This window comes from Aquabacterium sp. (assembly GCF_016234775.1).
In the GTDB taxonomy this organism is placed as follows: domain Bacteria; phylum Pseudomonadota; class Gammaproteobacteria; order Burkholderiales; family Burkholderiaceae_C; genus Aquabacterium.
In genome coordinates, this window is record NZ_JACRAH010000032.1 from 34,245 (window position 1) to 60,118 (window position 25,874).

Here is a 25,874-nt window from a genome sequence, read left to right on the forward strand (position 1 = left end):
CCTACACTCAGTAAAGCTCGGTCCGCTGTCGGACCTATTTTTGTCATGACGACCCGACCCATGAACGCATCGATCTCATCCAGTTCACGTGTTTCCCGCTTTCGTCAATCACCACGGCTGGTGCTGAGTGCCCTGGCCTTGCTGGTCGCCTCCACCTTGGCGGAGGCCGTGATGGCCGCACCGGCCACGGGCTCTGGCAAGGCTACTTTGGTGGTCAAAAAGGACGTTGCAGCGATCAAACAGGTGACCGCGGTGGAAGGCATCACCGAATACCGTCTGGCCAATGGGCTGCAGGTGCTGTTGATTCCCGATGATTCGAAACCCACTACCACGGTCAACGTGACCTACCGTGTGGGGTCGCGCCACGAGAGTTATGGTGAGACCGGCATGGCCCACCTGCTGGAACACCTCATGTTCAAGGGTTCGCCCAAATACCCGCAGGTCTGGGGCGAGTTCAACAAGCGCGGTTTCAACGCTAATGGCAGCACCTGGTACGACCGTACCAACTACTTCGCCAGTTTTGCCGCCAACGACGACAACCTGCGCTGGTACCTGAACTGGCAGGCCGATGCCATGGTGCACAGCTTCATCGCTCGCAAGGACCTTGACAGCGAAATGACCGTGGTGCGCAACGAGATGGAGATGGGCGAGAACGACGCTGGTCGCATCCTCATGGAAAAGACGATCTCTTCCATGTACCAGTGGCACAACTACGGCAAGTCCACCATCGGGGCTCGGGCTGATGTGGAGGGCGTGGACATCAGCCGCTTGCAAGCCTTCTACCGCCGCTATTACCAGCCTGATAACGCCACGTTGATCGTGTCGGGCAAGTTTGATCCGGCCAAGGTGCTGCCCTGGGTGCAGGAAGCTTTTGGCGTGATTCCCAAGCCTTCGCGCCAGTTGCCGCATCTCTACACGCTGGATGCGGTGCAGGATGGTGAGCGCGCCGTGACCTTGCGCCGAGTGGGTGGTGTGCCTTTGCTGTACGCCGGCTATCACATCATGCCTGGCGCGCATCCGGACTACGCTGCCATCGAGCTGATCTCCGTGATCCTGGGTGACACGCCTTCAGGCCGTTTGCACAAGGCCCTGACGGAAAAGCAACTCGCCGCCGGTGTGTTCAGTTTCTCGGAAGGCATGGCTGATCCCGGTTTCATCCTGCTCGGTGCCCAACTGTCGCCCCAACAGGATCCGGCCACCTCCAGCAAGGCCATGCTGGAAGTGATCGAGGCCTCCCTCAAGCAGGTACCCATCACGCAGGAAGAACTGGACCGCGCCAAGGCCAAATGGCTCAAGTCGTGGGACATGGGTTTTTCAGATCCGCAGCGCATTGGCGTGGCCCTGTCTGAAACCGTGGCGCAAGGCGACTGGCGCTTGTTTTTCCTGACGCGTGACCGCATCAAGAACGCCAAGCTCGCTGATGTGCAGCGTGTGGCTCAGCAGGTCTTTGTTTCTTCCAACCGCACCCTGGGTCAGTACGTGCCTACCTCAACGCCTGAGCGCGCGCCGCAGCCAGATCGCGTGAACGTGGCCGACATGTTCAAGGACTTCAAGGCGCAAGGTGCGCAGGCCAAGGCAGAGGCCTTCGATGCCAGCCCGGCCAATATCGATGCGCGCACGCAGCGCTTTGCCTTGCCGTCGGGTATGAAGGTTGCGCTGCTTTCCAAGTCGACCCGTGGTCAGGCCGTCAAGGCCAGCCTGACCTTGCGTTATGGTGATGAGAAATCCCTGGCCAATTGGGGCGAAGCGGCCGCCGCACTGGCTGCCCTGCTGGACAAGGGCACGACAACGTTGAATCGTCAGCAGTTGCAAGACAGGCTCGACGCCCTGCAGGCGGAGGTGAGTTTTGCCGCTGCGCCTGGTCAGTTGATCGTCAACCTGGCAACCCGACGAACGCATCTGCCTGCATTGATCGCGCTGGTCGCCGATGTGCTGCGACATCCCGCCTTGCCGGCAGATGCGCTGGAAGAGGTGCGCCAGCAGGCGCTGGCGTCGCTCGAAGAGCAGAGCAAGGAGCCCGAAGGCGTGCTGGCTGAAGCGATCTCTCGTCATGGCAATCCCTATCCGCTTGGCGATGTGCGTTATGCCCGCACCTTTGCCGAAACCGAAGCCGACTGGAAAGCCGTTCAGATTGAACGCGTGCGCGCATTCCACAGCGAGTTTCTGGCTGCAGGCCATGCGCAATTTGCCGCTGTGGGTGATATGGAGGCCCATGCGGTCAAGCAGGCATTGCAGGCGGGCTTTGGTGATTGGCGCAACGACAAACCCTATGCGCGTGTGCCCAATCCCCTGATCAAATTGCCCCCTGCGCGGTTGGTGCTGGGCACACCGGATAAACAGAATGCCGCGATGTCGGTTGTCATGCCATTGGCCATGACAGACCGGGATCCTGATTACGCTGCGTTCATGCTGGCCAACCATTTACTGGGGGCCGGTGGCGACTCACGTTTGTGGAACCGTATCCGTGAAAAGGAAGGTCTCTCATATAGCGTGTACAGCAGCGTGAACTGGAATCCGGTCGAACAGCATTCCGAATGGACTGCTTCGGCCATCTTCGCGCCACAAAACCGAGACAAGGTGGAGTCAGCCTTCAAGGAAGAGATCCACCGAGCACTGTCGCAGGGCTTCACGCAGGCAGAGTTTGAGGCGGGCAAACGTGGCTTGCTGAATTTCCGTCGATTGGGGCGCGCGCAGGATGGGCGTCTGGCTGCCGGTTGGGCCGCCAATTTGTACCTTGATCGAACCTTTGCCTTGGCCGCCCAGGTTGATGCGGCCATTGAATCGCTGACGCTGGATCAGGTCAATCAGGCCTTGAAGAAGTATCTGAAGCCCGAACAGTTTGTATTGGGTCTTGCAGGTGATTTCAAACCAACAAAGCCCTGAACAATAAAAAAGGCCGGTCAGTTGACCGGCCTTTTTGTTTCAATCTGAAATTCAGATCGCGAAATCTTCGAGTTTCTTGCCCGAAGCAATGGCAGCTTGAACCCACTTGGGTTGCAGTCCGCGGCCCGTCCAGGTTTCGCCGGTTTGAGCGTTGCGGTACTTGGGCGCTACCTTGCGACCAGCCGAGGCGCTGCCGCCCGTTGCGGGTTTGCCTGGCTTGAGGCCCAGGTCAGCCACAGTCAGGCCGTGCTCGGTCAGCAGGGACTTGATTTGAGCGATCACGCCAGCACGTTCGGCACGACGGGCGTCCTGCAGTTGCTTGTCCAGATCCGCAGCTTGCTTTTCCAGCGCGGCCTTTTGAGCGAGAAGCTCTTGGTAGTTGCTCATGTGGTGTCCTTTGTGGCCCGGGTGTCTAGGGCAATGAATACTTATTTGTGGGAGCGACAGTCCATGACACGTAGCGGAATGACTTTCACGGTACGTTCACATCGACTTGCAATGGATTCTATACACAAAATAAATTTCCTTGCAAACGCCATATATCGATGCAGACCTATGTGGTGTCCGAATGCACCTTATATTGCGCCGTGAACCCCATGCAGTACAGCCATTCTTCATCATGCGAGATAAGTAGTAGTACCTAGGCCTCGGGGCGGGCTGTATTACGGAGTTTGGGCATTTTGGCGGGAGGCTTCTTTGGAAACAACTTCGCCCAACTGGGTGACGGCCAGTGCGTAATAGCTGGATTGGTTGTAGCGCGTGATCGCATAAAAATTGGCAGTGCCTGCGATCAAGGTGGGTTCGTCTCTGCCGTTTTGGAGAAGAACCAGCGCAAGTTGCCCGGGATGATTCTGTGCCGCATCAGACAAGGATGCGCCCAACTCTTGCATGTCTGAAACCGAGAAACTGGGCACGATATCTGGCGCAAGCAGTTTGGCAAGCGCCTGCTCATCCTTTGGTGGCTTGATATCGAAATACACGGGCCATTGTGCATGCCAGCCATGTTGCGAAAGATAGTGCGCCACACTGCCAATCGCATCAACAGGGCTTCGCTGCAGGTCAATGCGGCCGTCGCCATCGAAGTCCACGGCATATCTGCGGATGGAGCTGGGCATGAATTGCGGCAAGCCAATCGCGCCAGCATACGAGCCCAACATGCTGTCCGGCTCGATACCTTGCTCCTGACAGAGTTTCAGGAATTGCCCTAGTTCGGTTCGGAAAAACGCACTGCGGTCGCTGCGTGCTTTGGGAAAGTCCAGGCTCAGTGTGGTCAATACATCCAGCACTCTGAAGTTGCCGGTCTGCTTGCCGTAGATCGTTTCAACGCCCAATACGCCGGCAATCACGCTGGCTGGTACGCCATAACTCGCTTGCGCTCTTTGAAGTTCGGGTTCGTAGGCCCGCCAGAATGCGACGCCGGCCTTGACGCGGATGGGTTCAACAAAGCGGCTTCGGTATACGCCCCAGTTTTTGGGCGTACCAGCGGGCGCCGGCAGCATCAGACGGGCCGCGCTTTCGCGGTAGCGAGCTTTGGCGATGGCCTGCGACACCCATTGAGGGTCCAGCGACATCCGGGTGGCGATCTCCACGGCGAGTTGATGGGCGTCATCTCGATTGGCGTAACTGTCCGGTGATCCTCCGCCGGGTGTCGATCTGGCATCCTGAGCTTGAATGTCCGGAGTGGCAATGCCTTTGGTGATCAGGTCGCCCTCGCTGGCCGCAACGGCGGCGCTGGCTTGCGCCGTGACGGGTGACACGGCCTTGCTGGTCTGCTCGGGGTGGGGCGCTTTAGGGACGTTGCTGCAGGCACCGATCAAAGTGCAGAACAAGGCCAGCGAGCTCGCTCGGATCGGGAGGGGTAGATGTCGGTGCAGCACAGGCAGGGTCAAAGGCGCGGGATTTGCCTAGTTTGCCCGATCCCGTCGCTTGATGGCTCGCCACTGTTGCGCTTGTTGCTGAATCGTCTGTATCAGCGCGGAACGTTGTTGCCTGAACTGACGGCCTTGTTCTGCCTGTGGCGCGTAGCGCAAGGCATCCAGTTGCTTGAGTGCGTCGATCAGGCTGGTCTGAGTCGCCTGCAAACTGGCGCTGACGGCCAGTTGCTCCAGTCGTTTTGCCCAAGTCAGTGCGGGCGCGGGAGCAGGGCAGTCATCGGGTGCAGGCAGGCCTGCGGACGTGAGCACACGGTGAACCCGCATCAAGGGACGTCGCCATGGCGTGCGCGGCGTGCGCGGGCGAGTCCACCAAAGCCAGGCAATGCCCATCACGCTGGTGCAGGCGATCACGATGCCACACAGGCGGATCAGGTCAGTCGCGCTGGGTGAGTCGAACCCCCAATCCTTGAGCAACTGCATCTGGCGGTGGCGAGAGTACTGCAAGACCCACAGGTTCCATCGATGGTTGCTCGCATCCATGTAGTTGCGCAGCCGCCCCCAGAGTGCTGGATCAATGTTGGACAGAGGGCCGGGTAGGGTATTGCGGCGGCCAAATGCCTGTCGAGCACGTTCGATGCGCTCTGGGGCCACGGCGCCCGTCGGGTCCACGCGAACCCAGCCCGTGCCGGGTTGCCAGAATTCTGCCCAGGCATGGGCATCGCTGTTGCGCACCACGAACCAGCCATCGACCGGGTTGATTTCTGCGCCCTGGTAGCCGGTCACCACCCGGCTGGGCACACCCATGGCGCGCATCACGACCACATAGGCGGTGGCGTAGTGCTCGCAAAAGCCGCTGCGGCGATCCAGCCAGAACCGGTCGATGAGGTCGCGCTCGGGCTGGCCGTTCTCATCCAGGTAGGCATCGCCCGGTGTCATGGTGTAGCGGAACGGCTCTTGACGGATGTGCTGCAAGACAGCATCGGACAGCAACTTCGGGTCGGCGCCGATCAGGTCCTGTCGTTGCCTCAACGTTCTGGCCCATGCAATGCTGCGTGGGTTGTAGCCGGGTGGCAGTTGTAGCCAGTCCCGCAGCAGGGGGCTTCCTTCCTGAGGGCCGTGCGCGATGTTCAGCCAGGCTTGGGCGTCGATCTGCGCGCGATCAAGCAGTGGCTGGGTCGCGGTCCAACTCAGGCCGTCGCGAACGATCTGGGGTTCGGTGTGGGGCGCAGTAGGTGCCGCCAGCAGGGTGCCATCCAGTAAGGGAACCGTGCTGACCTTGCTGGGTTCCACCGTGACCTGGTAGCGGGTGACCTGTCCGGCCGGGCGGGGCGGATACACCTCGTCTGAGCTGATCAAGGCAGGATTGCGTGGCCGGGCCATCCAGTTTCGGCCATCGAAAAAGTCCAGAACCGGGCCCCGGAAATACAGCTTGCTGGTGATCGGTGGGATATCGATGAACTTGATGCGCATCGCCACGGTGTCATCCTGTGCCAACTCCGATACGTGCCCGAGCTTGATGCGGTCGGACAAGCCGGTTCGTGGCCCGGCGTCGGATGGCACACTCCACAGCGGGCCCATTCTGGGAAACAGCACATACAGTGCCAGCATTACCGGAATGCCCATGAGCACACTGCGCCAGGCAATCTTGGTGGCGGACCAGATGCTGGGACGCCCCAGCGGCCGTTGGGCCAGCACCAGCGAGGTGAGCATGCCCATGAGTACCACCACCATCAGCACGGCGATGAACAGGCTCTGGGAGTAGAGGAACTGGGTCAGGATCAGGAAGAAGCCCAGCGAGGTCACGACAAAGGCGTCGCGTCGGGCGCGCAGCTCCAGCGTTTTCAAACCGGCCAGCAGGCATACCAGCGTCACGCCTGCCTCGCGGCCGAACAGCGTGTTGAAGGTCCACACCGTCAGGCCCATGCCGATGGCCAGGCATACCAGCAGCACCGAGCGAGGGGGCAGGGGATCGTCGCGCCAGGCCATGCGGGCGCGCAGCAAGATGGCCACGCCAGTACTGATGGAGGACCACAGGGGCAGGCGCGGCAGATGCGGCGCGATGCTCAGTGCCAACACCGCCAGCAACAACAGGGTGTCGCGCCCTTCGCGACTGATGGCGGCCGTCGACAGTCGCCTCATGGTCGGCCTCGGGCTGTGCCTGTGGGCGACCAAACGGCCAGCGTGTCGAGGCAGTGGCGCAGGTGATGCGTGCCCGCGTTGCATGGTACCGAGATGCCAGGCAGGCGCAGCCCGTAAATGGGCCCTCGGGCTGACGCATCCTGTTCAGCCTGGATCAGCCAACTGGCCAGCCTGCTCAGGCGGGCCTCGGCATCCAGCCCGACCATGCCGGGGCTTTGCTCGAAATCCAGCCACAGATCGGGGCTGTGGCCCTGGGCGGGCTCGCGGCTGACCAGCCCGGTGCCGGAGGCCAGCGCCTGGCTGGATTTTTTCCAGGCAATCCAGCGCAAGGGGTCGCCACGGCGATAGTCGCGCAGGCCCTCGGGCATTTCCGAACTGTTGGAGGTGGGGCGTTGGGCGTGCGCGGCGTGATCAAGCCTTCCACTGGTGGGCAGGACCGGGGCGTTGGCTTCCGTGGCTGGCCAGATCAGCACGCGTGTCTGAGGCAGCCAGTACGCCCACGCCCGAAACAGCCCCAGTGGGAAACGGGTGTCGATCGTGATACGGGGCAGCGTCAGCCAGCCACGTTGATCGGTGGCGACATCCACCTCGACCGTGCAGTCACTGCCGGGACCGAGTTCGGCATATTGAGGTGTGCCAGGGCCTTCCATCGTGCCCTCTGGCGCCTTGGGGCCAGCGGTGATCTCCAGCCCATAGCGTCCCAGCTTGCGGTGTTGGTTGCTCAGCGTGATGCCCACGCGCAGCACCTGGCCGGCATGGACGCTGCGCAGCGTCAGCAAGCGCATGTTCACGCCGTGCAGGTTGCCATGAGTCTGGTAGAGCGCCGCCATTGACGCGCCGCCCAGCAAAAAGCTCAAGGCGTAGCCCAGGTTGACCTGCTCATTGATGGACGCCAGCAGCAGCACGATGAAGACCAGCGCAAATGCCCAACCGGCTTTGGTGGGCAGGATGTACAGATTGCGTTGATTGAGCGTGAGCTGATCGCGCCGGGGTAGCCTGGCTTCCCACCACGCGTTCATGCGCTGCCTGAGCCAAGCCATGCTCAGGCGGTGGTTGCCGGCGTTCAGCATCGCACGCGCGCGGCTCATCATCATGGGACGGGCGTGGCCTCCAGCAAAGCCCGAGCTTGCGCCGTGGCACTGCGGCCGGATTGCGGCAGGGGCATCAGGCGGTGGGCAACGGCCGGAATCCACAGGCTCTGGATGTCTTCGGGCGACACATGCTGGCGGCCCAGCACCAGAGCCCGCGAACGCGCCAGTTTCAGCAACGACAGGCCGGCGCGCGGGCTCAATCCCAGCGCGAACCAGCGCCCATCGCGGGTGGCCGTGATCAGGGCCTGCAGATAGTCCAGCAGGCTGTCCGCGACATGAATCTCATCCACCCGTTGCTGCCAGTGTTGCCATTGCGCGGGTGTCATCACCGGTTGCAGATGCAGCATCGCACCACGGCGATCCTGGCCGGTCAGCAAGGAGCGTTCGGCGGCTGGATCGGGGTAGCCCAGCGACAGCCGCATGGCAAAGCGGTCCAGTTGCGACTCGGGCAGGGGGTGTGTGCCCAGTTGCTCGGACGGGTTTTGCGTGGCGATCACGAAAAATGGCGAGGGCAGGGGGCGCGTTTCGCCTTCCACCGACACCTGTCGCTCTTCCATGGCCTCCAGCAAGGCACTCTGGGTGCGGGGCCCCGCCCGGTTGATTTCGTCTGCCAGCAGCACGTGCGCGAATACCGGCCCGGGATGGAAGACAAAGGCTTCCTTCTGCCGCTCGTAAACGCTCACGCCGATCAGGTCGGTTGGCAGCAAATCCGAGGTGAACTGGATGCGGGAAAAGCTCAGGCCCAGGCTGCGTGCCAGGGCTTGTGAGAGGGTGGTTTTCCCTACGCCGGGGACGTCTTCGATCAAAAGATGACCTGACGCAAGCAAGCAGATCACGCTGAGGGTGACCTGCTCGCGTTTGCCCACAATGATCGTGCTAACCTGATCAATGAGCTGCGTGATTTGCGAGCCCTTGACGGACGTGGCACCGCCAGTCGGCATGGCATGGTTCGAGTCGTTTCGCAACATGACGCGACATTAACTCAAACCCGCACATCGTGCGGACCAAAGCTGACCCATGGCAACCGGCTATTTTTCACACTCTGACTGCCTGCATCACGACATGGGCAACGGGCATCCTGAATGTCCCCAGCGTATCAAGGCCATTGAAGACCAGTTGCGCGCCCAGGGGCTGGACGTCCTGATGTTGTCGCCCGACGTGCCTCTGGCCAGCAACACCGATCTGGCGTTGGCGCATGATCTGAACTATGTGCTGACACTGGATGACTTTTTACAACAGCTGGAGGCCACAGGCGACACCCGTGCGCTCGACCCGGACACCTGGGCGAGCCCCGGTACGCGCGCAGCCACCTGGCGGGCCGCCGGCGCCGCCATCGCAGCGACCGACGCCGTGATCGACGGCAAGTTGGACAACGCGTTCTGCGCTGTGCGCCCGCCTGGGCACCACGCCATGCACAACCAGACCATGGGTTTTTGCTTCTTCAACAACGTTGCCGTGGCGGCTCGCCATGCGTTGGACGTGCGAGGGCTCAAGCGCGTGGCGGTGGTGGACTTCGACGTGCACCACGGCAATGGCACCGAAGACATCCTGGCAGGCGATGACCGCGTCCTGATGGTGGGGCTCTTCCAACATCCCTTCTATCCCTATAGCGGGGCGGAGTGCCGTGCCGGCAACATGGTCAACATCCCGATCCCTGCGCGCAGCGACGGCAAGGTCGTGCGCGATGTGGTGGAAAGCTACTGGCTGTACCGCCTGGAAGATTTCCAGCCCGAGATGATCTTCATTTCGGCAGGGTTTGATGCCCACCGTGAAGACGAAATGGGCGGTTTAGGCATGGTCGAGGCGGATTACGCCTGGATCACGGCGAAAATCATGGAAGTGGCTGCCAAGTACAGCAAGGGGCGCATTGTCTCTTGCCTCGAAGGTGGCTACAACCTCAGTTCGCTGGCCCGCAGTGTGGCGGCGCATGTGCGAACCCTGATTGAAAACTAAGCCCGCCCTATCTCCTCCATGTCCGTGAGTTCCGTCCAGGTCGCCCATCCCATTACCCCTGATGAACTGCTCCATCTGCTTGATGGATTGCAGCAGCGCTCCGCCTTGTCCGAGGCGGGCATCATCTTGGCCTGCCTGGCGCTGTCTTGGGGCTTGCTTCGCCTGTGGCGAGGTGCGCAAGGTGATGCGCATTCGGTCTGGTTTGGTCGCAACATCGTCGATGGCGTGCTGTTTCCCGTTCTGGCGCTGTTGCTGGCGCTGGCCGCCCGCAGGGCCTTCCTCGGTCTTTTGCCTCTGACGGTTTTCCGTCTGATCATCCCGATCCTGGCCTCGCTGGCCGTCATCCGCTTGACGGTCAAGGTGCTCAAGGTGGCCTTCCCGTCATCACAGACGGTGAGGGTGGTCGAGCGAACTGTTTCCTGGCTGGCCTGGATCGTCACCGTCCTGTGGGTGACGGGGATCATGCCCATGGTCCTGGGCGAACTGGAAGACATCACCTGGAAGATTGGCGCTACGCGGGTCAGCCTGCGCAACCTGATCGAAGGTGCGCTCAGTGCCGTGCTGGTGCTGATCCTGAGTCTGAGCCTGTCGTCAGCCATTGAGTCTCGGTTGCTCAAGGGCGCGACGGACAACCTGTCGCTGCGCAAGATTGCGGCCAACGCAATTCGGGCTATCTTGCTGACATTGGGCGTGATCATGGCCCTGTCGGCGGCGGGCATTGACCTGACGGCCTTGTCGGTGCTGGGTGGGGCCGTGGGTGTCGGCCTGGGTTTTGGCCTGCAGAAACTGGCCGCCAACTACGTGAGCGGCTTCGTCATCCTGGCCGAGCGCAGCCTGCGCATCGGGGATCTGGTGAAGGTCGACAACTTCGAGGGTCGCATCACCGACATCAACACGCGCTACACCGTCTTGCGCTCGGCCACGGGTCGGGAGTCGATCGTGCCCAACGAATTGCTGATCACCCAGCGGGTCGAGAACGCTTCCTTGGCGGACAACAAGCTGATGCTCACCACCGTCGTGCAGGTGGCCTATGGTACCGACCTCAACAGTGTCATGCCCAGGCTGAAGGACGCGGTTGCCGCTTTGCCGCGTGTGGTGGAGGACCCTGGCCCCGCCGTGCATCTGTCCAATTTTGCGGCTGATGGCCTGGAGTTGACCGTGGCTTTCTGGATCTCGGATCCAGAGAATGGGCAGCTCGGTGCGCGCTCGGCGGTCAATCTGGCCATCCTCGATACGCTCAACAGCATGGGCATCGAGATTCCATTTCCTCAAAGGGTTGTGCATCAGGCCAGCGTGGCTTGAGGTATCCTCCGCCGCAAGATGAGCTTTCCCATTCCTTTCCCCGGCCGGGAGAACTGGCCCTTCATGGGGCTGGTGCTGCTGGCCTGCCTGCTGGCGTTCTCCTGGCAAGGTCCCTTGGCGGCTTCCCTGGTGGCCGTGGCTGGCCTGCTGGCGCACATGGTCTATTTCCGCGATCCGCCACGCGCCGTGCCTGCCCAGGCCGGTGTGGTGCTGTCGCCAGCAGACGGTCGCATCGTGCGCATCGAAAAGGCCCGCGACCCCTACGCCAACCGCGACGCCTTGCGCATCAGCGTGTTCATGAGCCTGTTCAGCCTGCACGGCAACCGTGCCAGCGTGGACGGCGTGATCCGCCAGGTCGAGTACATCCCCGGGCAACTGGTGAACACCGATCTGGACACGGCCTCGCGCCACCATGAGCGCAATGCCATCGTGATCGAATCCAACGGGCAGTTGGTGACCCTGGTGCAGGTGGCCGGCCTGATAGCCCGCCGCATTCTGTGCTGGGTGAAACCGGGCGACACGCTCACGCGTGGGCAGCGTTATGGCCTGATCCGTTTTGGCGCCCGGGTAGATGTCTACCTGCCGCCGCATGCCGTGCCCAAGGTCGCCCCTGGCGACAAGGTCTCGGCCACCACTACCATTCTGGCAACCCTGAACAAGGCTTGACTGTGCAACCTGTTTCCCCCAAAGAGGCCGATCCCAACTTGGATGTGAGCCTGGATGATGCCGATGAGGCGCCTCGTCCGCGTCGCAAAGGTGTCTACATCCTGCCCAATCTGTTCACGCTGGCGGCCCTGTTTGGCGGCTTCTACGCCATCGTGATGGCCATGAACGGCCATTTTGACCAGGCCTCGATCGGCATCTTTTTCGCGATGGTGCTCGATAGCCTGGACGGGCGTGTTGCCCGCATGACCAACACGCAAAGCGCGTTTGGCGAGCAAATGGACAGCCTGTCCGACATGGTGTCCTTTGGCGCTGCACCCGCCTTGATCGCCTACGAATGGGCGCTCAAGGACATGGGCAAGCTGGGCTGGATCGCCGCCTTCGTGTACTGCTCATGTGCGGCTTTGCGCCTGGCGCGCTTCAATACCAACATTGCCGTGGTGGACAAACGCTTTTTCCAGGGTTTGCCAAGCCCTGCAGCCGCCGCCCTGGTCATGGGGCTGATCTGGGTGGTCACCGACATGGGTGAAACGGCCCGTTCCCTGCCCGGCATGGTCTGGGTTGCCTGTGGTTTCACGCTCTATGCGGGTCTGACCATGGTCACCAACATCCCGTTCTACAGCTTCAAGGACGTCAATTTCCGTCGGACGGTGCCCTTCATCGCCATCGTGGCGATTGCGCTGGGCATCGCCGTGATCACCATTCACCCGCCTATCGTGCTGTTTGGCGTGTTTGTGGTGTACGGCACCTCGGGGTATGGCGTCTACATCTGGAAGCGCATGAAGGGCAAGCGTGTGAGCGTGATTTCCACCTCGACGGACGAGCCCGAAGAGGCCGGCCTGCACCGCTGATCACCATTTACTGGCTTTGTTTGGCGCTTTTGCCAGCCTCAGGCCACGAACCTGCGTGTTATATTGATACCCATGAAAACGTTCAACGCATCGCTGCTACTACTGCTAGGAGAGCCCCGGGCGCGTTGATCGCTATCGTCTGTACATACCTGTACCTTGCATCACGGCCCGCCAAGCGCTTCTTGCGGGCCGTTTTGTTTTGGATGGCGTCATTGATCGATCCGGAACTGGCCAGATGCCCAAGAGATGCTTCACAGCAAGCCAGGCGGCCACCAACCTGATCTGAACTGACTTCTGTCCTACGGAGACCACCATGACCGACAAGCTCATCATTTTCGACACCACCTTGCGCGATGGCGAACAGTCGCCCGGCGCGTCCATGACCCGTGAAGAAAAGCTGCGCATCGCCCGCCAGCTTGAGCGCCTGAAGGTGGACGTGATCGAAGCCGGTTTTGCCGCTTCGTCCAATGGTGATTTCGAGGCCATCAAGTCGATCGCCGATGTCATCAAGGATTCCACCGTCTGCTCGCTGGCCCGCGCCAATGACCGCGACATCGCCCGTGCGGCCGAGGCTCTGAAGGGCGCCAATTCCTGGCGCATCCACACCTTCATCGCCACCAGCGCGCTGCACATGGAAAAGAAGCTGCGCATGTCGCCCGAGCAGGTGCTGGAGCAGGCGAAATTGTCCGTGCGCTTTGCCCGTAACCTCACGTCCGACGTGGAGTTCTCGGCTGAAGACGGCTACCGCTCTGACCTCGATTACCTGGCCCGCGTGTGCGAAGCCGTGATCGCCGAAGGCGCGACCACCATCAACATTCCCGACACCGTGGGCTACGCCATCCCCGAGTTGTACGGCAACTTCATCAAGGCCCTGCGCGAAAAGGTGCCCAACTCGGACAAGGCCATCTGGTCCGTGCATTGCCACAACGACCTGGGCATGGCCGTGGCCAACTCCCTGGCCGGCGTGAAGATCGGTGGCGCACGTCAGGTCGAATGCACCATCAACGGCCTGGGCGAGCGTGCAGGTAACTGCGCGCTGGAAGAAGTCGTGATGGCGGTGAAGACCCGCCGCGACTACTTTGGCCTGGATGTGGGTATCGACACCCAGCAGATCATGCCGGCTTCGCGCCTGGTCTCGCAGACCACCGGTTTCGTGGTGCAGCCCAACAAGGCGGTGGTGGGCGCCAATGCCTTCGCCCACGCCTCCGGCATCCACCAGGACGGCGTGCTCAAGGCGCGTGACACCTACGAAATCATGCGTGCCGAAGACGTGGGTTGGGCCGCCAACAAGATCGTGCTGGGCAAGCTCTCCGGCCGTAACGCGTTCAAGCAGCGCCTGCAGGAACTTGGCATCGATCTGGATTCGGAAACCGAAGTCAACGCCGCTTTCGCCCGTTTCAAGGAACTGGCCGATCGCAAGAGCGAGATCTTTGACGAGGACATCATCTCCCTGGTTGGCCGTGACAGCGCGGCCGGCGAGCAGGATCACTACCGCTTCGTGGCGCTGTCGCAGCGTTCCGAGACCGGTGAGCGCCCGCACGCCAACATCGTGTTCGTGGCTGGCGATCAGGAGCACCGTTCCGAGAGCGATGGCAATGGCCCGGTGGACGCCTCCCTCAAGGCGATCGAGGCTGTCGTGAAAAGTGGCGCGGAAATCGTCCTCTACTCGGTCAATGCGATCACCTCGGGAAGCACAGAATCACAAGGAGAGGTCACAGTTCGTCTGCAACACAGCGGGCGGGTTGTCAATGGCGTTGGAGCAGATCCGGACATCGTTGTGGCGTCAGCCAAAGCCTACCTTTCTGCGTTGAACAAGCTGCACAGCAAGTCAGAAAGGGTAGCCGCACAGGGTTGACCCGCACGACGGTGGTCTGATCAGCCAGGCCACTTGATAAAAGACGCGTAAGTCTTTGATCTTGCGCGTCTTTTTTATTACACTTGCGTGAAGACGAAAGGGCTGTACCGTGGTGTGCTCGAAATTGAAGAAAAACTGGCTTGTCATCGCACTGGTGTCAGTGCTGTCCATGTCCCTCGGCACCTCTGTTGAAGCCGCTACCAAGGCCCGTCAGTCCAACGTTCGTTCGTCCAAGGTTAGCAAGGTTGCGAAGGTCAGCAAGGTTGCCAAGGCCAAGCCCGCAGCTCGCAAGGTGGTTCGCCAGGTCAAGGCCCGCGGTCGAGTGGTCCAGCAAGCCCCCCGCGCCAGTGTCGTGCGCGCCGTTTCAAACAATGGCGTGCCAGCCAAACTGGCGCCAGTGTCCATCAACGCTGCCGCGCCGGTTCGACCGTCGTCCAATCTGGCCGCAGCCTCCAGCGCCTCAGGTACCTCGTTTGGCCAGCTCTATGGTCTGCACCAAACGCAGGATCCGCTGGATCTGAAGTCCAGCGTGGCGCTGGTGATGGACCAGGACACCAATGAAGTGGTGTTCGCCAAGAATTCCGAGGCCGTGTTGCCCATCGCATCGCTGACCAAGCTGATGACCGCGATGGTCATGGTGGAAGCCAGACTGCCGCTGGAAGAAACCATCTCGGTCACCGCTGATGACGTGGACACTGAAAAGAACAGCAGTTCCCGGCTTGCTGTGGGCGCGACCCTCACGCGCGGTGAACTGTTGCATCTGGCCTTGATGTCCTCCGAGAACCGCGCAGCCCATGCTTTGGGTCGCACCTATCCTGGTGGATTGCCTGCTTTCGTGCAGGCCATGAATGCCAAGGCTCGTTCGCTGGGCATGGCCGATACCCGTTATGTGGATCCCACCGGCCTCAACAGTGGCAACCAGTCCAGCGCCAAGGATCTGGCTTCGCTGGTCAAGGCCGCTTACCAGCAGCCGCTGATCCGTGAGTTGTCGACCTCGCATGAGCATGCTGTCCGCGTGGGCAGCCGTCAACTGCAGTTCCACAACACGAACAGCCTGGTGCGTAACCCTGCCTGGGACATTGGTTTGCAAAAGACCGGCTACATCGTGGAAGCTGGCCGCTGCCTGGTGATGCAGGCCAAGATGGCCGGCCGAAAGTTCATCATGGTGTTTCTGGATTCCACTGGAAAGTACTCGCGTCAGGCTGATGCCGAGCGCGTGCGTCGCTGGATCGAGTCAGCCACGCAAAAGGGCGCCTTGAGCAGCCTGCCGCACAACAAGGTTCAATCCTGATTTGATGTGTCACTTGCTGAGCCCAGGGTTCAGCCAGGCATGAAAAAGCCACCGCATGTCGGTGGCTTTTTCGTTGCAGCCTGTTGGTGGTTGTCAGGCGTCAGTTGTGGGTCCAGCCCAGCGTGTTCGAGATGCGTTGCGCTGTGTTCTTCAGTGCTTCGCCCCATTCCGGGCTCATGCGGGCTGCAGGTGCGTTGAGCGCCAGGCTGGCCGTGACACGCCCCTGGTCGTCCAGGATTGGCGCGGCGCTGAGTTGCAGGGAAGGATCTTGGCCTTCTCCTTCAGCTGCAATGCCGCTTTGGCGGATCATAGACAGTTCAGCGTGCAGCCCGGGATGGGCGCCCGCCAGGCCTTGCAGGGCAGAGCCGGATTCGTTGAGCAAGAGGATTTTGCCAGCGGCACTGCTGGTCAGTGGCACGCGCAGGCCCATCACGCGGGTGACCTGCACGCCATTGCGCTCAGATACAGTGCGTTCGATGCACAAGGCATCGTCGTCCTGGCGAATGAACAGCGAGACGGGGAAGCCAGTCAGCCTGTGAAGCTCCTGCATCGGGCGCACGGCCAGATCGCGCACATCCAGGCGAGCACGAACCAGGTTGCCCAGCTCCAGCAGGCGCAGGCCCAGCCGGTAGCTACCGGGGCCCGAGCGCTCGACCATGCCGCCAACGGCAAGGTCGTTGAGGATGCGGTGGGCAGTGGAGGGGTGAAGCCCAGTCTGCTCGCTGATCAGTTTCAGTGAAACGGCACCGCCATCGCGCGCCAGTGTGTCCAGCAGACTGAACATTCTGCTGAGAACCTGGATCGAAGTGGAAGCTGCTTTGGTATCGCTCATCGGGGTTTTCCTCCGTGAGAAGGGATTTTGAAAGGCGGGATCCCCCATCAATCGGCGAAATAATCCGTGCCTTGAGCGCATTTCCACCCGTCTGCCATGTCGTTTTCGGCATTTCATAACGCCCATGACCATTTCCAGACCATTTGCGCCAATTTGGCGAGTTTTCGTCCTCGCTTTCCGGTCGATGTCAGCCTGGCTGCCGGGACTGTTGGTGGCCTGTTTTGTCGGTGGGGTGATGGCTCAGCCTGATTCCCCCGCCGGTGGCGTGGAAAAAACCGCAGCGAGCGCGCCTGGGGTCGTGTCGCCAACAGCCTCGGGTGCAGTGCAGTCGGCCTCCGGCGCATCGGCACCGTTTGTGCACCGGTGGGTGTCTCCCTTTCCGCGCGTGATCGGCAAACTGGGCGTCAAGGACCTGGGGCTGGTCATCAACGAGGATGATCCGTATTCGGTGCAGGTGGGGACGTATTACGCGAAAGCAAGGCGCATCCCCGCTTCGCAGATCCTGCGCGTCAATCTGCCGGTGAAGCCGGAGTTGTCGCCAGCCGATTTCGCGAAGTTTTCGAAGCAGGTTGACACCTTCTACGGCAATCGGGTTCAAGGCCTGGCGCTGGCCTGGAAGCAGCCCTACGCCGTGGGGTGCAACTCCATTACGGGCGCGCTGGCGCTGGGCTATGACGGCAAATTGTGCAGCGAGGCCTGTCAGAAACCAGGGCACAAGAGCCGGTCGTCTGTCTACTTCGGTTCGGTATCCGTCAAGCCTTTCAAGGATCACCACATGCGACCAGGCATGCTCCTGGCTGCCAAGGATGTGGCGAGCGCCAAGGCTCTCATCGATCGCGGGGTGCGCTCCGACGGCACCTTGGGGCTGAAGGGGGCGCCCCCTGTGGACGTGCACTTCGTCGCCACATCAGACCAGGTGCGCAGTGTTCGGCAGTGGTCGTATCCACCAGCCGGGCCTCAGCCCAAGGTGGGCATCAACGTCTTGCTGGATCAGACGGATGCCTTGCGCCACGTCGATCGCGTGCTGCTCTACATGACCGGGCGCGAGCGCATCGAAGGCCTGGACACCGTGAGCTTTGTGCCGGGTGCCCTGGCTGATCACCTGACGTCGTTTGGCGGCATGCTGGATGACGCGCACGGGCAGATGTCCGTGCTCTCGTGGATAGACGCTGGCGCCACGGCCAGCTATGGCACCACCAGCGAGCCCTGTGCCCATCCGCAGAAGTTCCCGCATCCGCAGGTCCTGCTGCTGTTTTATGTGCAGGGTGCCACGGCCCTGGAGGCTTACTGGAAAAGCGTGATGTGGCCTCAGCAGGGGCTGTTTGTCGGCGAGCCATTGGCTGCGCCCTTCGCTCGTTAGCGGTTTAGCGCAGCAGGCCCCAGCGGACGCGCTGGGCAATCCACCACTTCCGAAGAGGGGTCAGCACGATGCGTTCGTGCAACACTCGATCCCCCTGGCGCGCCACCTGGTCGATCAGATGCAGGTAGATGTGACACAGCACCAGCAAGGGCTTGAGCGCGGCTCGTTCAGCCGAGGGCAGGGCACGGCAGGCGGTCAGCCCCTGGTGAAGGTGCGCCGAGGCCTGGCCGTGGAGATGCGTCAACAATCGAGGCCAGCCCTCGGCCGGTGATGCGGCGTCGGGTTTGCTCAACTGGTGGGCGCGCACATCGTGAGCCTGCAGCACGTCGATGGCAACCTGGATCCAGCCGCTGCGAGCGTCCTGACCCAGTCTGGTCAACTGGTGAGCCTGACGCAGGCCCCAGCCCAACTGGTGAGCGGCCTGCCGTGCGGCTTCGCTGGTGGCGCCCAGCAGACACGCGGCACCTTCTGCGGCAGCGCCCGTCGTTTGCCTCATGTGCCGCTGCAGGCTCGCGTCATCCAGCCAGCGCGTCTGGTTGATGAGCGTGATGAGGCCTTCGATCTGGCTGCTCCACAAGGGCCAGGCAGGCACCTGCGCTGGCGCGCTGACCCGTGAGGCATCGGTCAAACCTTTGAGCAAAGGGTGGTGTGCCTGACCTTGCGCGGCATCGTTCAACTCTTGCAACCACCAGCGGAGTTTCGTTTCCGCCACGCCGGGGTCCTGGATTTTGAAGGGAATCTGCGCAGTCTCGTGCCACCATTGCACCCAATACAGCAAAGCAGGACGCTGTGAAGCGGATGCCGCGGCCAGCGCGTAGTAGAGGCTGCTGCCGGCACGAGGGAAAACGTCAGCGGGGGAATGCGGGGTGGATGAATTCATGACAATTGGTGAGACGCAGACCGTATTGTCTCAATAGCTGAATTGACAGATCAGGAAGTCCTTGCCTACATTACTGACCCGCGAGTCAGTTATTCTGTCATCGCCTGATGCCCGGCGTTTTTCTGTCGTCGAATGACCGCGCATCACCCATTGATTTCACACTTATCGCTCTATGAAATTGAATGCGCGCCGCATGCCTGCGGTCATGGCTTTGATCTCGTCTGCACTGGCTCTGGTCCTCGCAGGCTGCAGCAAGGAGGCCCCTGCACCCACGCCCGAGCGCGCGGTTCGCACTTTGCTGATCTCTGAAACAGGTGGCGTACTGGAGCGCGAGTTTTCGGCCGACATCCGTGCCCGCACGGAGTCGCGCCTGGGCTTCCGTGTGCCCGGCAAGGTGGCCCGCCGTCTGGTCGAACTGGGTCAATCGGTTCGCTCCGGGCAGGTGCTGGGGCAACTGGATCCACAGGATCTGCGTCTGCAGCAGGATGCCGCGCGAGCTGGTCTGGCTGCGGCCGAGGCCAATGCCACGCAGGCCACTTCCGATCTCAAGCGTTTCACCGAACTGAAGTCGCAAGGCTTCATCAGCGAGGCTGAACTGGAGCGCCACACCACCATGGCGCGAACGGCCGAGGCCAACCTGCGTCAGGCGCGTGCGCAAGCCGGCGTGCAGAGCAATCAAACCAGCTATGCCGCGCTGGTGGCGGACGCCGCTGGTGTGATCACGTCGGTGGACATGGAGCCTGGCCAGGTGGTGAACGCCGGCATGCCGGTGTTGACCCTGGCCCATGACGGCCCGCGCGATGCCGTTTTTGCCGTGCCCGAGGATCTGGGGCAGGCCGTACGCGGCCTGGTTGGCAAGAAGGATGCGATCAAGGTGCGTCGTTGGGGCACCAGCGAGTGGGTATCGGCCACCGTGCGTGAAGTGGCTGCCGCCGCCGATCCGGTGACGCGTACCTTCCTGGTCAAGGCCGATGTCGGCAAGGCGGGGTTCGAGTTGGGGCAATCCGCCAGCGTGGCCTTCAACACGCCGGTGCGTGTCAGCGGTGGCCTGCGCATTCCGCTGTATGCCCTGGCCGAGCGCGATGGCAAGTCCATCGTCTGGGTGCTGGACGGCAAGACCATGACCGTCAAGCCGCAGCCCGTCTTCACGGGTGACATCACCGGCAATGTGGTGCTGGTGGCCAAGGGCTTGAATGCCGGCCAGGAGATCGTGACGGCGGGCGTGCATGCGCTCAATCCCGGTCAGAAGGTGCGCCGCTATCAAGCTGGTGCGGCTGAGGCGGCTGCTTCGGGCGCGAGCCCGGCGGTGAAGCCCTGATCGGCGAGGAGCGAGTCTTGAGTCACAAGCCAGATTCCTCGAACGAGGCGCAGGGGCAGCGTTTCAATATTTCCCGCTGGGCGCTGGAGCATCCCGCACTGACGCGCTACCTGATGGTGGTGCTGATGATGCTGGGCCTGGCGGCCTACTTCCAGCTTGGGCAGGATGAGGATCCGCCCTTTGCGTTTCGCATCATGGTCGTGCGATCTTACTGGCCCGGCACCACCGCTCAGCAGATGGCAGAGCAGGTGACCGACAAGATTGAGCGCACGCTGCAGGAGGTGCCTTACGCGGACAAGATCCAGTCCTACACCAAGCCGGGTGAGTCCTTCACCATGTTCATGGTCAAGGATTCTTCGCCACCCAAGGAGATTCCCAACCTCTGGTACCAGGTGCGCAAGAAGGTGGGCGACATGCGCCACACCTTGCCGCAGGGCGTGATCGGCCCCTTCTTCAATGACGAGTTCGGCGATGTGTATGGCTCGATCTACGCGCTGTCGGCCGATGGCTTCTCGCAGGAAGAGCTGCGCCAGTTCGCCGATCGCGCCCGTTCCGATCTGCTGCGCGTGCCAGGCGTGGCCAAGGTGGAGCTGTTTGGCGTCCAGGCTGAAAAGATCTTCCTGGAGGTTCCTCAGTTCAAGCTGGCTCAGCTGGGCCTGGAGCTACCTCAGGTTATTGCCCAACTCAATGCCCAAAATGGCATCGAGGGTGCCGGTGTCTACAACGGCGATCGCACCAATGTGCAGATGCGCGTGAATGGCGCCTTCCAGAACATCGAGCAGATCCGTCAGATGCCCTTGCGCCTGGTCAACCAGGCCACCGGTCAGGCGCGCACCTTCCGTCTGGGCGACATCGCCACCATCCGCCGTGGGTATGAAGACCCACCCGTGACCAAGGTGCGCCACCAGGGCAAGGCCGTGATCGCCATGGGTATCTCCATGGCCAAGGGCGGCGACATCATCCAGTTGGGCAAGAGCCTGACGGCCGCCACCGAGCGCATCAAGGCTGACCTGCCTGTGGGCATCGAGCTCGATCAGATCCAGAACCAGCCTCAGGCGGTGACGTCTTCGGTCGGCGAGTTCGTGCACGCTCTGGTGGAGGCGGTGGTGGTCGTGCTGGCTGTGAGCTTCCTGAGTCTGGGGCTGCATACCAAGCCATTGCGCCTGGACGTGTGGCCTGGCTTGGTTGTGGGCATCACCATTCCGCTGGTGCTGGCCGTGACCTTCCTGATCATGGACCTGTGGGGCGTGGGCCTGCACAAGATCTCGCTGGGCGCGCTCATCATCGCGCTGGGCTTGCTGGTGGATGACGCCATCATCGCCGTCGAGATGATGGTGCACAAGCTGGAAGAGGGTTACGACAAGATGAGTGCGGCCACTGCGGCCTATGACATCACCGCCATGCCCATGCTGACGGGCACGCTGATCACTGCGGCGGGCTTTCTGCCCATCGGCATGGCCAACTCGTCGGTGGGTGAGTACACCTACGCCATCTTCGCCGTCACGGCTGCTGCCTTGCTGATCTCGTGGATCGTCTCCGTGTACTTCGTGCCGTATCTGGGGCAGTGGCTGCTGCGCACCAAACCCAAGGTGCAGGCTGGCGACTCGGTTGATCTGTACGACACGCCGTTCTACTCGCGCTTCAAGGCGCTGGTGAACTGGTGTGTGGGGCACCGCTGGATCACCATCGCCATCACCCTGGGCGCCTTGTTCCTGGGTTTTGTGGGCATGGGCAAGGTGCAGCAACAGTTCTTCCCGGATTCGAGCCGCCCTGAAATCATCGTGGACCTGTGGTTGCCCGAAGGCTCCAGCTTTGACTCGACCGAGGCTGTGGCCCGGCGCTTCGAGTCCCGCATGATGAAAGAGCCGGGCGTCAAGACGGTGAGTTCGTGGATCGGCTCTGGCCTGCCGCGTTTTTATCTGCCCATGGATCAGATCTTCCCGCAAAGCAACGTGAGCCAGATCGTGGTGTTGCCTGAAGACGCGTCCATGCGCGAGAAGCTTCGCCACAAGCTGCCCGAGATCCTGGCCACCGAGTTCCCCGAGGCGCGTGCGCGAGTCAAGCTGCTGCCTAACGGGCCGCCTGTGCCGTATCCCGTGCAGTTCCGCATCGTGGGTGAAGACGTGAACACCTTGCGCCACTGGGCCGAGGAAGCCAAGGACCTGATGCGGGCCAATGGCGACATGCGTGGCGTCAACGACAACTGGAACGAATCCATCAAGTCGATCCGGCTGTTCGTGGACCAGGACAAAGCGCGTGCGCTGGGCGTCACCACCCAGTCCATCGCACAGGCCAGCCAGGTGCTGACCTCCGGCACGACCATCGGCCAGTACCGTGAGGGCGATCGCCTGATCGATATCTCGCTGCGCTCGCCGCAGTCCGAGCGCCAGACCTTGGGCGCGCTGGACAACGCCTACGTGCCCACGGCCTCGGGGCGCATGGTGCCGGTGTTGCAGGTGGCCAAGCCCAAGCTGGTCTGGGAGCCGGGCGTGCTGTGGCGTGAAGGCCGCCATTTCGCCATCACCGTGCAAGGCGATGTGCGTGAAGGCATCCAGGGCCCCACCGTCAGCCAGGCGCTGTGGCCCCAGATCAAGGCGCTGGAAGCGAAGATGCCCGTGGGCTATCACGTGCAACTGGCGGGTACGGCTGAAGAAAGCACGAAGGGGCAGGGCTCGATCTTTGCCAACGTGCCGGCCATGCTGTTCATCATCTTCACCTTGCTGATGTTGCAGCTGCAGAGCTTCTCGCGTGCCATGCTGGTCTTCCTCACAGGCCCGATGGGCATCGCGGGGGTGGCCATGGCCCTGCTGGCGTCCGATCGTCCGTTCGGCTTTGTCGCCATGCTGGGCGTGATCGCCCTGATGGGCATGATCATGCGCAACTCCGTGATCCTGATCGATCAGATCGAGCAGGACAGGGCGCGTGGCGTGCCGGCCTGGGATGCCATCGTCGGGGCGGCCGTGCGCCGGTTCCGCCCGATCGTGCTGACCGCCGCCGCCGCCGTGCTGGCCATGATCCCGCTGACCCGCAGCGCGTTCTGGGGCCCGATGGCCGTGTCCATCATGGGGGGGTTGATCGTGGCCACCTTGCTCACTTTGCTGGCCTTGCCTGCGATGTACGCCGCCTGGTTCAGGGTTCGCCGCGATACCGGCGTGGCCTGAAGCATGAAAAACAGGGTCTGAGCCGCGCTAGAATCGGCGGTTCAGACCAAATTAGCCAGTCCGGGTGCCGGGCGGGCCTGCGCGAGACAGTTCCATCCAGTGAGCCGCTTCGCAGGTGCGACCAGTGGCCGGGCTTTTCAGAGTTCATGCGCGGGTGGCGAAATTGGTAGACGCACCAGGTTTAGGTCCTGACGCCAGCAATGGTGTGGGGGTTCGAGTCCCCCCCCGCGCACCAGACTCAATTCTTATTCCTTACTGAGAGATCACATCATGGCGATCAACGTGGAGACCCTCGACAAGCTGGCGCGCCGCATCACGCTGTCGCTGCCTGCTGAAGTTCTGCAATCGGAAGTCGATGCCCGCCTCAAGAAGCTGGCTCGCACCGTCAAGGCCGACGGCTTCCGTCCCGGCAAGGTGCCGATGAACGTCGTGGCCCAGCGCTACGGCTATTCCGTGCAGTACGAAGTGGTCAACGACAAGCTGGGCGAGGCTTTCGCTCAAGCCGCTCAAGAAGCCAACCTGCGCGTGGCCGGTCAACCCAGCATCTCCGAAAAGGAAGGTGGCCCGGTTGAAGGTCAACTGCAATTCGACGCCACGTTCGAGGTCTATCCCGACGTGACCATCGGCGACCTGGCTACGGCCGAAGTCGAGCGCGTGACGGCTGAAGTCAACGACGCCGCCATCGACCGCACCATCGAGATCCTGCGCAAGCAACGCCGCACTTTCGCCCAGCGTCCTGCTGCCGAAGGCGCTGCTGACGGCGACCGCGTGACCATCGACTTCGAAGGCAAGATCGACGGCGTGCCTTTCGACGGCGGCAAGGCTGAAGGCTTCCAGTTCCTGGTCGGCGAAGGCCAGATGCTCGAAGCATTCGAAAAGGCCGTGCGCGGCATGAAGACGGGTGATTCCAAGACCTTCCCCCTGGCCTTCCCTGAGGACTACCACGGCAAGGACGTGGCCGGCAAGGAAGCCGACTTCCTGGTGACCGTCAAGAAGGTGGAAGCCCAGAACCTGCCCGAACTGAACGACGAGTTCATCAAGGGCCTGGGCCTGGCTGATGGTTCGATCGACGCCCTGCGCGCCGACATCAAGCGCAACCTCGAGCGCGAAGTGAAGTTCCGCGTGGCCGCCCGTAACAAGGCTGCTGCGATGGAAGCCATCCTGAAGCTGGTTGATTTCGATCTGCCCCAGTCGCTGGTGGCGGCCGAGTCCGACCGTCTGGTGCAAGGCGCCCGCGAAGACCTGAAGGCACGTGGCATCAAGGACGCCGACAAGGCCCCGATCCCCGCTGAAATGTTCAAGCCCCAAGCCGAGCGCCGCGTGCGTCTGGGCCTGACGGTGGCTGAGCTGGTCAAGGCCAACAACCTGGCAGCCAAGCCCGAGCAACTGCAAGCTCACATTCAAGAGCTGGCGCAAAGCTACGAGCAGCCCGCTCAAGTGGTGGCCTGGTACATGAGCGACCGTCAGCGCATGGCTGAAGTGGAAGCCGTCGTGATCGAAGGCAATGTGGCTGAGTTCGTGCTGTCCAAGGCCAAGGTGACCGACAAGGCCCTGAGCTTTGAAGAGCTGATGGGCCAGCAAGCCGCTGCCTGATCGTCCGATCTGACAGAAAAAAGGGCCCCAGGCCCTGACGTTTGCCGGTGAATGCCGGCCGTCAGCCAGGGAAACCCTCAAAAAAAGCACCTGCAATCCCGAGTGAGGGCAGGTGCTTTTGTTTTGTGCGACCGTGTCTGTGCTTGCAAACAACGGAAAGACGACCAAGGTAGTCGTGCGCTTTTTCCAGCGTTCGACCCGGGCTTTTCGCAAGTCATAATCGTTTTACATACACATTTGCGGCTCCTTTTTGCGAGGGGCCTCTTTTGAAGGAAGCACATGAGCGCACTGGACATTCAAAACCTGGGCATGGTGCCCATGGTCATTGAGCAATCGGGTCGTGGCGAGCGCGCCTACGACATCTACAGCCGCCTCTTGCGCGAGCGGGTGATCTTTCTGGTCGGGCCCGTCAACGACGCCACCGCCAACCTGGTCGTGGCACAGATGCTGTTCCTGGAGAGCGAAAACCCCGACAAGGACATCTCGTTCTATATCAACTCGCCTGGCGGCAGCGTGAGCGCCGGCATGTCGATTTTCGACACGATGAACTTCATCAAGCCGGATGTGTCGACGCTGTGCATGGGCATGGCCGCCTCCATGGGCGCCTTCCTGCTGGCCGCCGGCACCAAGGGCAAGCGTTTTGCGTTGCCCAACTCCAAGATCATGATCCACCAGCCTCTGGGCGGGACACAGGGTCAGGCCACGGACATCGAAATCCACGCCCGCGAGATCCTCAAGACCCGCGAGCAACTCAACCGTATCCTGGCCGAGCGTTCCGGCCAGCCCCTGGAGAAGATCCAGAACGATACCGAACGCGACTACTACATG

General features: G+C 61.8%; 19 protein-coding genes and 1 tRNA gene. 13 read left to right on the forward strand and 7 right to left on the reverse strand.

Translation table 11 applies throughout. The features are described 5' to 3' along the window. The first annotated feature begins 45 nt into the window (after nucleotides 1-45). Nucleotides 46-2,883 (forward strand): pitrilysin family protein, encoded by a 2,838-nt coding sequence (locus HY836_RS09580; RefSeq protein WP_290675821.1) that lies wholly within the window; start codon nucleotides 46-48, stop codon nucleotides 2,881-2,883. Nucleotides 2,884-2,934: 51 nt separating this feature from the next. Here HY836_RS09580 and HY836_RS09585 read toward each other — a convergent pair whose 3' ends face one another. The 5 genes from HY836_RS09585 to HY836_RS09605 all read right to left on the reverse strand — a co-directional run bounded on the left by HY836_RS09585 (nucleotide 2,935) and on the right by HY836_RS09605 (nucleotide 8,928). After that, entirely contained in the window at nucleotides 2,935-3,270 is a 336-nt protein-coding gene (locus HY836_RS09585) for an H-NS histone family protein (protein ID WP_290675823.1), read from the reverse strand. A gap of 275 nt (nucleotides 3,271-3,545) precedes the next feature. Then, nucleotides 3,546-4,472, reverse strand: a complete 927-nt coding sequence (gene mltB / locus HY836_RS09590) for a lytic murein transglycosylase B (protein WP_367114667.1) — start codon at nucleotides 4,470-4,472, stop codon at nucleotides 3,546-3,548. 315 nt (nucleotides 4,473-4,787) lie between these two features. Beyond that, nucleotides 4,788-6,896, reverse strand: a complete 2,109-nt coding sequence (locus tag HY836_RS09595) for a transglutaminaseTgpA domain-containing protein (protein ID WP_290675825.1) — start codon at nucleotides 6,894-6,896, stop codon at nucleotides 4,788-4,790. Further along, nucleotides 6,893-7,990, reverse strand: a complete 1,098-nt coding sequence (locus tag HY836_RS09600) for a DUF58 domain-containing protein (RefSeq protein ID WP_290675827.1) — start codon at nucleotides 7,988-7,990, stop codon at nucleotides 6,893-6,895. Before HY836_RS09600 ends, HY836_RS09595 begins: the two co-directional genes overlap by 4 nt. Then, the gene (locus tag HY836_RS09605) at nucleotides 7,987-8,928 is read right to left on the reverse strand and encodes a MoxR family ATPase (protein ID WP_290675859.1); all 942 of its coding nucleotides are present in this window, start codon (nucleotides 8,926-8,928) and stop codon (nucleotides 7,987-7,989) included. Before HY836_RS09605 ends, HY836_RS09600 begins: the two co-directional genes overlap by 4 nt. A gap of 76 nt (nucleotides 8,929-9,004) precedes the next feature. On the opposite strand from HY836_RS09605, the gene HY836_RS09610 reads away from it, so the two are divergent. The 6 genes from HY836_RS09610 (at nucleotide 9,005) to pbpG (ending at nucleotide 15,902) form a co-directional block, all read left to right on the forward strand. After that, complete coding sequence (locus tag HY836_RS09610) at nucleotides 9,005-9,940, forward strand: histone deacetylase family protein (RefSeq protein ID WP_290675829.1); 936 nt, start codon at nucleotides 9,005-9,007, stop codon at nucleotides 9,938-9,940. 18 nt (nucleotides 9,941-9,958) lie between these two features. Further along, nucleotides 9,959-11,242 (forward strand): mechanosensitive ion channel domain-containing protein, encoded by a 1,284-nt coding sequence (locus HY836_RS09615; protein WP_290675831.1) that lies wholly within the window; start codon nucleotides 9,959-9,961, stop codon nucleotides 11,240-11,242. Between the two features lie 18 nt (nucleotides 11,243-11,260). After that, nucleotides 11,261-11,908 carry a phosphatidylserine decarboxylase gene (locus HY836_RS09620; protein ID WP_290675833.1) on the forward strand — a complete coding sequence of 216 codons (648 nt, stop codon included), beginning with the start codon at nucleotides 11,261-11,263 and terminating at the stop codon, nucleotides 11,906-11,908. Nucleotides 11,909-11,946: 38 nt separating this feature from the next. Continuing rightward, nucleotides 11,947-12,756 (forward strand): CDP-diacylglycerol--serine O-phosphatidyltransferase, encoded by an 810-nt coding sequence (gene pssA, locus HY836_RS09625; protein ID WP_290675861.1) that lies wholly within the window; start codon nucleotides 11,947-11,949, stop codon nucleotides 12,754-12,756. Nucleotides 12,757-13,069: 313 nt separating this feature from the next. Then, the gene (locus HY836_RS09630; RefSeq protein ID WP_290675834.1) at nucleotides 13,070-14,611 is read left to right on the forward strand and encodes a 2-isopropylmalate synthase; all 1,542 of its coding nucleotides are present in this window, start codon (nucleotides 13,070-13,072) and stop codon (nucleotides 14,609-14,611) included. Between the two features lie 169 nt (nucleotides 14,612-14,780). After that, nucleotides 14,781-15,902, forward strand: coding sequence for a D-alanyl-D-alanine endopeptidase (pbpG, locus tag HY836_RS09635; RefSeq protein ID WP_290675835.1), 1,122 nt, complete (start codon nucleotides 14,781-14,783; stop codon nucleotides 15,900-15,902). A gap of 100 nt (nucleotides 15,903-16,002) precedes the next feature. Here the strand turns inward: pbpG and HY836_RS09640 are convergent, their stop codons facing one another. Continuing rightward, complete coding sequence (locus tag HY836_RS09640; RefSeq protein WP_290675836.1) at nucleotides 16,003-16,734, reverse strand: IclR family transcriptional regulator; 732 nt, start codon at nucleotides 16,732-16,734, stop codon at nucleotides 16,003-16,005. 235 nt (nucleotides 16,735-16,969) lie between these two features. Between HY836_RS09640 and HY836_RS09645 the strand changes: the two genes are divergently transcribed. Then, nucleotides 16,970-18,094, forward strand: coding sequence for a TIGR03790 family protein (locus tag HY836_RS09645; RefSeq protein WP_290675837.1), 1,125 nt, complete (start codon nucleotides 16,970-16,972; stop codon nucleotides 18,092-18,094). Between the two features lie 4 nt (nucleotides 18,095-18,098). On the opposite strand, the gene HY836_RS09650 is transcribed toward HY836_RS09645, so the two are convergent. Further along, complete coding sequence (locus HY836_RS09650) at nucleotides 18,099-18,974, reverse strand: squalene/phytoene synthase family protein (protein ID WP_290675839.1); 876 nt, start codon at nucleotides 18,972-18,974, stop codon at nucleotides 18,099-18,101. A 172-nt stretch (nucleotides 18,975-19,146) separates the two neighbouring features. Between HY836_RS09650 and HY836_RS09655 the strand changes: the two genes are divergently transcribed. The 5 genes from HY836_RS09655 to clpP form a co-directional block, all read left to right on the forward strand. Then, nucleotides 19,147-20,292 (forward strand): efflux RND transporter periplasmic adaptor subunit, encoded by a 1,146-nt coding sequence (locus HY836_RS09655; RefSeq protein WP_290675841.1) that lies wholly within the window; start codon nucleotides 19,147-19,149, stop codon nucleotides 20,290-20,292. Between the two features lie 17 nt (nucleotides 20,293-20,309). Continuing rightward, on the forward strand, nucleotides 20,310-23,453 hold the full coding sequence (locus tag HY836_RS09660; RefSeq protein ID WP_290675843.1) for an efflux RND transporter permease subunit: 3,144 nt from the start codon (nucleotides 20,310-20,312) through the stop codon (nucleotides 23,451-23,453). 148 nt (nucleotides 23,454-23,601) lie between these two features. Further along, nucleotides 23,602-23,688 (forward strand) — tRNA-Leu (locus HY836_RS09665). A gap of 35 nt (nucleotides 23,689-23,723) precedes the next feature. Next, nucleotides 23,724-25,046: a trigger factor gene (gene tig, locus HY836_RS09670; protein ID WP_290675845.1), complete on the forward strand. Its 1,323-nt coding sequence runs from the start codon at nucleotides 23,724-23,726 to the stop codon at nucleotides 25,044-25,046. A 279-nt stretch (nucleotides 25,047-25,325) separates the two neighbouring features. Then, the coding region (clpP, locus tag HY836_RS09675; RefSeq protein ID WP_290675847.1) for an ATP-dependent Clp endopeptidase proteolytic subunit ClpP at nucleotides 25,326-25,874 on the forward strand (549 nt) is incomplete at its 3' end.

Coding starts and splice junctions, on each gene's coding strand:
- HY836_RS09580 (WP_290675821.1), top strand. CDS start 46: ATGACGACCCGACCCATGAACGCATCGATCTCATCCAGTTCACGTGTT.
- HY836_RS09585 (WP_290675823.1), bottom strand. CDS start 3,270: ATGAGCAACTACCAAGAGCTTCTCGCTCAAAAGGCCGCGCTGGAAAAG.
- HY836_RS09595 (WP_290675825.1), bottom strand. CDS start 6,896: ATGAGGCGACTGTCGACGGCCGCCATCAGTCGCGAAGGGCGCGACACC.
- HY836_RS09600 (WP_290675827.1), bottom strand. CDS start 7,990: ATGATGATGAGCCGCGCGCGTGCGATGCTGAACGCCGGCAACCACCGC.
- HY836_RS09605 (WP_290675859.1), bottom strand. CDS start 8,928: ATGCCGACTGGCGGTGCCACGTCCGTCAAGGGCTCGCAAATCACGCAG.
- HY836_RS09610 (WP_290675829.1), top strand. CDS start 9,005: ATGGCAACCGGCTATTTTTCACACTCTGACTGCCTGCATCACGACATG.
- HY836_RS09615 (WP_290675831.1), top strand. CDS start 9,959: ATGTCCGTGAGTTCCGTCCAGGTCGCCCATCCCATTACCCCTGATGAA.
- HY836_RS09620 (WP_290675833.1), top strand. CDS start 11,261: ATGAGCTTTCCCATTCCTTTCCCCGGCCGGGAGAACTGGCCCTTCATG.
- HY836_RS09630 (WP_290675834.1), top strand. CDS start 13,070: ATGACCGACAAGCTCATCATTTTCGACACCACCTTGCGCGATGGCGAA.
- pbpG (WP_290675835.1), top strand. CDS start 14,781: ATGTCCCTCGGCACCTCTGTTGAAGCCGCTACCAAGGCCCGTCAGTCC.
- HY836_RS09640 (WP_290675836.1), bottom strand. CDS start 16,734: ATGAGCGATACCAAAGCAGCTTCCACTTCGATCCAGGTTCTCAGCAGA.
- HY836_RS09645 (WP_290675837.1), top strand. CDS start 16,970: ATGGCTCAGCCTGATTCCCCCGCCGGTGGCGTGGAAAAAACCGCAGCG.
- HY836_RS09650 (WP_290675839.1), bottom strand. CDS start 18,974: ATGAATTCATCCACCCCGCATTCCCCCGCTGACGTTTTCCCTCGTGCC.
- HY836_RS09655 (WP_290675841.1), top strand. CDS start 19,147: ATGAAATTGAATGCGCGCCGCATGCCTGCGGTCATGGCTTTGATCTCG.
- tig (WP_290675845.1), top strand. CDS start 23,724: ATGGCGATCAACGTGGAGACCCTCGACAAGCTGGCGCGCCGCATCACG.